Source organism: Pirellulales bacterium, assembly GCA_035533075.1.
Classification (GTDB): domain Bacteria; phylum Planctomycetota; class Planctomycetia; order Pirellulales; family JAICIG01; genus DASSFG01.
Map to the genome: position 1 here is coordinate 23,651 of DATLUO010000289.1, position 7,236 is coordinate 30,886.

Below are 7,236 nucleotides of genomic sequence, written 5' to 3' on the forward strand. Positions count from 1 at the left end.
CGCTGATTGCCAGAGTCGCTTCATTGCACCGTCTGAAGTCAAGCGGCCGATTCCTTGGACAGAGCATCCGCCATCGGCAGCAGGGCTTCGTCCCCTTGCAGGTCCGAGGCCGGCGCGGCGGTCCGCTCGAGGTCGTGACGCACCAAACGCTTCGCCACGCGCTTCGCCTCGTCGAAAATCTCGTCGACGTCTTTGTGGGCGAATTGGGCGTGCCGGCCGACGTGAAAGATGCCGGGGTGATCGCTGAAAAAGTCTTCCACCCGCGCCATCTGCTCTTCATACGCCAGGTCATAAACCGGGTAGGCCTGCTTGATGTCGATGAGCTTGTGGTCGAGCACCTCGCTCGGCTTGAGCAGCCCTCCCAGCGACAGCTCTTCCACAATCCGCTCCAGCGACCAGTTTTGCACCTCGGTCGTCTCGCAGCAGACCACCGTCTTGTCGGCCGGCACGTCGCCCGAGGCGAAGTTCTTGAACTCCGCCACGCGGTTGATGATGTAATCGCCGTCGGCGAAATAGAACCAGTGGCTGTCGCTCAGCCGCGGCTTGTCGACCAACAAGTAGGTCAGCCGCGCGGGGCGAAACCGCAACGACGTTTCCAGTCCCATCAGTTTCGCGAAGTAAGAGATGGGCAGCGACGAAACGACGTAATCGTACTCTTCGACCACCCTCGATCCGTTTTCGTCGAACTCGCAACGGTATCCGCCGGCGCCGTTCGGGGCGATGCTCTTCAGCCGCGAGTTGAGCCGCACGAACGGCTCCACGTCGCGGTGCAGCCGTTCGCAAATCGCCCCGTATCCGTACTGCTTCGGGTAATAGAAATAGCGGAAATAGAGCTTCGAGTTCCGCCGCAGCATGTCTTTAAGGCCGCCCACGCGCAGCTTGCGGTGCCCCCAAGACGCCGAAATCTGCGTCGCCGGAATACCGAACAGCTTCTCCGAATAAGGCTTGAAGAACATCTTGTTCAGACCGCTGCCGAACTTGCTGAGCACCATGTGCTCGAAGTTTTCTTCGGACAGCTTCTTGTGAAACAGGTAGGTCCAAACGATGTGCGCGCTGCGGAAGGGGAAGAACTTCAACACCATTTCGGCGGCGTTGACGGGATCTTGAATCCAGCGGCCCTGGATGCGAATGCGGCTGCGGCGCCGTATTTTTTCGCAGGGCACCAGTTCCAAGAGCTCCTCGAGCAACTCCTGGTCGTTGGTGTAGAGGCGGTGCGGCGCCAGGTCGCAATCGAAGCCGTGCCACTTGAAGCTCCGCGCCAGGCCGCCCGTGAAATCGGCGGCCTCGTGAATTTGGATGTCGTCGAACTCGCGGCGCAGGAAGTATGCGGCGCTCAAACCGGCGACGCCGCCGCCCAATATGCCGACTCTCATTGGAAGTTGCCTTTCTTAGGTGAGAAAACAAATCGCGCCATGCGATGAGAGATGGAAGAGATGGGAAGACGTTCTTCCCAGCTCTCAGTCCGTTGCCGAGGCCGTCGCCCCGACCGTCGTCGGCGAGGCCTTGGACCGTTGGTCTTGCTTCGCAAGTTGTGGAAGGTCGACCTTGAAGATCGTGATGTCCTCGTTCGAATACACCTTACCCAGCCAGCGGCGATCGGAGGGATCGAAGCCGCCCTGACCCCGGTCTTCCTTGCCCCAAAGAACGTAGCGCACTCCCAGCCGCTCCACGACCTGGCGGCGGCGGTCGTCCGACGTGCCGCCCTGAAAGAATTCGCGGACAATCTTGTTCTTCGCCGGGTGGTCCACAGTCACATACTTGTAACCGGTGACACAACAATTATGAGCGTAGTGCGGTAGCCGCATGTCGTGGCTGTAGGAAGCCATCACGATTTCACGCGGCTGGCTGTGCTGTCCGAGCCATTCGTAGGCGTCGTGACTGCCGCGCGCAATGAAGGGCACGCCCTTCTTCAGTTCGATCATGGTATGAGTCAAGAGTGCCGCGGAGGTCAGCGAGTTAAGCAGAAGAAAAAGGCCCACCCCGCACACGGCCCACGCCGAGCGGCTCATCGCCGCCACGATCGGCCGTTCCCAACCAAAGGTGCCCAAAATGGCCGCCGGCACGACGAGCTCGGAGATGAACTGTCCGGAGAACAAAAACAACGGATACGAGTAAAACAGGGCGAACCCGCACGCGACGGCGCACGCCAGCGTAATCTCGCCTTCGGACTTGTCTCGAAAGTTGCCAAGCCGATGAAGATTGCCAGCCATGAAGGCCGCGCAAAAGCCCATGCTCAACATCAACGAGATCGCCGGAGTCGGCTGCAAAACCCCTTGATTGCCCCACCAGCGGAACACCGGGTGCATTTTGAAGAGCCAGACATAGTAGAGCATCAGCGGCAGCCCGACGGCGACGATCGACGCCCGATACGCCGCCAGCCGTCCGCCGCCCGCTCGCCGGCATAAGCTGAGAATCAAAGTGTAAAGACAGACGATGCACCACAGGTACAACATGTCGTAGGGCCGCACGCAACCCACGGTGGTACAGGCCAGTCCCGTCCACAGGTAATCGGGCAAACGCTGCGTCCGCTCCGCTCGCAAGAAAAGACACAGCGTCAACAGCGTCAGTCCGCTGGTCAGCAGCGTGTGCGGATGAAGCAGGATGGAAAAGAAGGGGTGCAATAAGTAGTGGGTGTCGGCGAGATAGAGCCGGTCGATTCCGGGGATGGGAAACGTCTCCAGCCAGCCGAATCCGCCGCCCAGCGTAATCATGACGACTACCAGCACGCGCCCGACGAACGACTGAAAAAAATGCGAACAGAGCCAGTACAAGCAGGCCACATACAACAGCGTAGACAGTGCCGCGACGACCATGTAGGCATAGTCGACCGACAAACCGGTCGCGGCGGCCAGCTTTCCGGTAAGCAGAAATTCGAGGTTGAAAAACACGTTCGCGTGTGGTTCGGGCGTGAACTGATTGTGGAACAGCCATTGTCCTTCCGCGGCTTGCCGCGCGAAGGAAAGATAGAAATCGAAATCGCCGTCAAGCACGAGATTGTGGGTGAACCAACGCCGGCTGTCGCTCATGGCATGCCCCACCGCGCACGGCAGCGCGCCGACGGCGGCCAGCACCAGTCCGAAACAAAGCGAAAAAGCCACGCCCTTCAATCTTGGATTTCGATTTTGGATTTTGGATTCACATCGGGCCCCTCTTGCGGAGCAAGAGGACTACGATCGTCTCCTGAACCCCGAACCCCGAACCCTGAACCCTACCTTACAGCCACCGCTCGGCCCACTTGGCCAGCGTGAGCATGCTCCACAGCGCGCCGCCGTGCCGGCCGACCTTCGCCAGGTGTGACCGATACAACCGGCCCACGGCCTGCTGATCGACAAGTTCCGCCACGCGCGCCCCCGGTGCGAGCACGCTCGCCTGAAACATGTCTCGCAGCGGCCCGCGCAGCCAGGCATCGACCGGAATTTCGAAGCCGTGCTTGGCCCGCCACACGGCGTCGTGCGGCAGGCGGTCGGCGAACGCCTGTTTCATGATCCACTTCGTTTCGCCGCCGCGCACCTTCAGCCGCGAGGGGATGGTCGCCGCCAGCTCCAGCAATTCGTGATCGACCAAGGGCGGACGCACTTCCAGTCCGTGGGCCATGCTTGCCCGATCGACCTTCGTCAAAAAGTCGTCCGTCAGCAGCACCGCCGTATCCGCCGCCAGCATGCCCGCCAGAACGTCGGGATTTTGGATTTTGGATTTTGAACCCTGGACCCGCCCAAACGCCTCCCGAATCAGCTCCTCCGGCCTGTGCCCGTTCAGCTCCGCGGCCATGTCGGCCGACAACAGCCTTCTGCGTTCGGGCATCCGGCAGAGCATCAGCGTATTGGCATACGCCGCGTCGGCCTCCAGCGCCAGGTTGGTCAGCCGCGTCTTGGCCCGCAGCGGACGCGGCAGCCAGTCGGCCTTCGGCCAGACGCTGGCCAGGGGCCCGATCGCCCCGCGCCGCAGCCAGCCGGGCAACAGGGCCCGTGCCGCCGCCTCATGCAGATCGTGGGCATATCGGGCATATCCGCCGAACGCCTCGTCGCCGCCGTCGCCCGACAGCACCACCTTGACGTGCCGCCGCGCCAGCCTCGACACCAAAAACGTGGGCACGGCCGACGAATCGGCGAACGGCTCATCGAAATAAAACGCCAGCTCCTCGACCAGCTCGGCGGCATCCGGCGTGACGATCTCTTCGGTATGCCGCGTGCGGTACTGTTGGGCCACTTGTCGGGCGAACGGCAATTCGCTGAACCCCGCCTCATGAAAGCCCATGGAAAAAGTGGCTAGTGGTTGGTGGTTGGGGGTTAGTTGGGAGGACGGCCTTCCCAGGCCGTCCAGGGATTTTGGATTTTGGATTTTGGATTTTGGATTCTCGCTACCCAGGGTTTCACCCTGGGCTATCGAATCACGCACCTTCGGTGCTACAGCCTCACTCACTACCACGCTCGAATCCAATCCGCCGCTCAAAAACGCTCCCACGGGCACGTCGGCAATCAAATGCCTCTCGACCGTCTCGGCCGCCTTGGCCCGAATTCGCTCTTGCCACTCGCCCGCGCTGGGCCGCTCGTCGGCCTCGAACCGCAAATTCCAGTACCGCTCGCTCCGCGCCTCCCACCCGCCGGCCGACACCACCATCACGTGCGCCGCCGGCAGCTTCTCGATCCGCCTGAAGATCGACCGGCCGCCGGGCACGCAACCCAGCGCCAAATAATCTTCCAACGCCTCGGCATCGACCCGCCGCTCGACCTGCGGATGGGCCAGGATCGCCTTCAGCTCCGAGCCGAACAGCAGCTTCTCGCCGTCGCGATAGACATACAGCGGCTTGATGCCCACGCGATCGCGGGCCAGCACCAGCCTTCGCTGGCGGCAGTCCCACAACGCGAAGGCGAACATGCCCCGCAGTTTCTCCACCAGTGCCGGGCCGCATTCTTCATAGAGATGCACGAGCACCTCGGTATCGCTCGACGTTCGCAGCGTATGCCCGCGTGCCAGCAGCCCCTCGCGCAGCTCGCGATAGTTATAAATCTCGCCGTTGAACACGACCTGCACCGAGCCGTCTTCATTGCCCAGCGGCTGCGCCCCGCCCGCCAGGTCGATGATCGACAGCCGCCGATGCGCCAGCCCGACGGCGGGGGCTGTCCAAAACCCTTCGGCATCCGGCCCGCGATGCGCGATGGCGTCGGCCATGCCCTCGAGCGCGCCGCGCTCGACCGGCCTGGCGGCTTCGCGATACAGGATTCCCGCTATTCCGCACATTGGGGAGGGTTCAGGGTTCGGGGTTCAGGGTTCAGGAACGGAGGATGGCCTTCCCAGGCCGTCCAGAGGTTTTCGATTGTCGATTTTGGATTTTGGATTGGCGGTTGCCTCTGTAGGGAACGGGGCGCCCTCTGGGCCCTGTGGCGTTCCGCCAACCCGGTATCACGGTGCGCACATTGCATGTCGCGGAACGCCACAGGGCCCAGAGGGCGCCCCGTTCCCTACAGAGGCGTGCGCCCCAGGAGCTCGTCATAAATCGCCCGAATCTTCTCCATGCGGACGGCGAAACTATACCTCGTCTCCACCGTCGTCCGCGCGGCGCTCGCCAACCGGGCTCTCAGTAGCCCGCTTGCTCCGCAAGCGGAGGCCGTGGCTGGAAAAGGGGACGGGTACATTTTGCCGGAACGGCCCGAAGGGTGCTTCGCACAAAATGTACCCGTCGCCTTTTCCAGCCCCTCCACCCCCAGCAGCGTCGCCAGTGCCCGTGCCAGACCGTCCACGTCGCCCGGCTCGACCAGCAGCCCATTCACGCCGTCTTCGATCATTCTCGGTACGCCCGCGATGCGGGTGGCGACCACGGGCACTTCCATCGCCATCGCTTCCAGCACCACGTTGGGGCTCGCTTCCGTGATGCTGCTGAGGGCGAAAACATCCATCGCCTCGTACCAGTCGATCGTGTTCGCCTGGTAGCCCACCAACCGCACATGCTCCTGCAAGCCCAGTCTCGCGATCAGCCGCTCCAGCTCCGGCCGCGCCCCACCCTCGCCCACGATGCAAAGCATAGGGCCATCGTTCCCCTCTCCCTCCGGGAGAGGGCTAGGGTGAGGGCCGTCGGATTTTGGATTTTGGATTTTGGATTTTGGATTCTCTCCTCTCAGGGTTGCACCCTGGGCTATCGAGTGACGCACCTTCGGTGCTACGGGGTTGCCCTCTCGCGGAGCGAGAGGACTATTATCTTCCCCTGAACCCTGAACCCCGGGTACCCTCTGGGTGTATGAACCTGAACCCTCCTCTGTCCCTCTCCCGGGAGAAACCATGTGAGGGCCCAAGAACTGCTGCACCGCCAGGATCAGCCGGTCGAACGCCTTCTCTTCGCACAACCGCCCCACCGCCCCGATGAGCGGCCGGTCAACCGGCAGGCCGAGCCGCGCTTTCGCTTCGGCCGTGCTCCGCCGCCGCGAGAATTCACCGCAGTCGATGGCGTTTTCCACCAGCACGCACTTCGACGGCGGGATTCCCAGCCGGGCCACATATTCAACCAGCGTCGGGCTGACTGCCACGATTCTCTGCATGCGCCGCAAAGCCCATCGTTCGATGCGAAGATAAAGCTTCAACCGACTGTCTGGAGAGCCAAACCCGTGCATCGTCGTCATCACCGGGAGCCGAAATCGCCGCCCCAGCAATACCGCCAGCACGTTCGTTTTATAATCGTGCGCGTGCAAGATGGCCGGACCTGATTCCTTGATCTCGTCAATCAGCCGCCGCCACGTGCGCGGGTCGAGGCCGTGGCGTTCCGGTATATCGACCAGCGTGGCGCCCGCCTTCGCCGCCCGTTCGGGCATATCGTAAAGCGGATCGTCGACCGGGCGAATATAAGCCAGCCGCAGGTGGTAATCGTCCCCAATGAACCGCTGGCTCGTCAGCAGCGTCTTTTCCGGCCCGCCCCCACGGCCCGTCACCGTTCGAAGGTGCAACACCGTCGGAGGGTGTAAAGTAGCAGGCACACTCCGCTGTGCCGTCGCCGTATAGGGTTCAGGGTTCAGGGTTCGGGGTTCGGGGTTCATTGCTATGTAGGGAACGCCCTCCGCGGCGCGGCGCCGTGAACTAGCGGGCGCGCTCTCCCGGCGCACCTGGACGCCATCCGCAAGTATTCCGTCATTCGTCATTCGTCATTCACTACCCACTAACCACTAACCACTAACCACTAGCCACTCCCCACTCCCCACTCCCCACTCCCCACTCCCCACTCCCCACTCCCCACTCCCCACTCCCCACTCC

General features: G+C 62.4%; 4 protein-coding genes. All 4 read right to left on the reverse strand.

Going from position 1 to position 7,236, the window contains the following annotated elements; all coding sequences use genetic code 11:
- Positions 1–38: 38 nt before the first annotated feature.
- Positions 39–1,373 (reverse strand): FAD-dependent oxidoreductase, encoded by a 1,335-nt coding sequence (locus tag VNH11_35880; GenBank protein HVA51777.1) that lies wholly within the window; start codon positions 1,371–1,373, stop codon positions 39–41.
- Positions 1,374–1,457: 84 nt separating this feature from the next.
- A complete protein-coding gene (locus VNH11_35885; GenBank protein ID HVA51778.1) occupies positions 1,458–3,098 on the reverse strand; it encodes a hypothetical protein in 1,641 nt (546 codons plus the stop codon).
- Positions 3,099–3,213: 115 nt separating this feature from the next.
- Positions 3,214–5,238 (reverse strand): asparagine synthase (glutamine-hydrolyzing), encoded by a 2,025-nt coding sequence (asnB, locus tag VNH11_35890; protein HVA51779.1) that lies wholly within the window; start codon positions 5,236–5,238, stop codon positions 3,214–3,216.
- Between the two features lie 221 nt (positions 5,239–5,459).
- Positions 5,460–6,935: a glycosyltransferase family 4 protein gene (locus tag VNH11_35895; protein HVA51780.1), complete on the reverse strand. Its 1,476-nt coding sequence runs from the start codon at positions 6,933–6,935 to the stop codon at positions 5,460–5,462.
- Positions 6,936–7,236: the final 301 nt, after the last annotated feature.

Bases quoted from the DNA above. Each gene is read 5' to 3' on its own strand.
- VNH11_35880 (HVA51777.1), bottom strand. From the start codon at position 1,373: ATGAGAGTCGGCATATTGGGCGGCGGCGTCGCCGGTTTGAGCGCCGCA.
- asnB (HVA51779.1), bottom strand. From the start codon at position 5,238: ATGTGCGGAATAGCGGGAATCCTGTATCGCGAAGCCGCCAGGCCGGTC.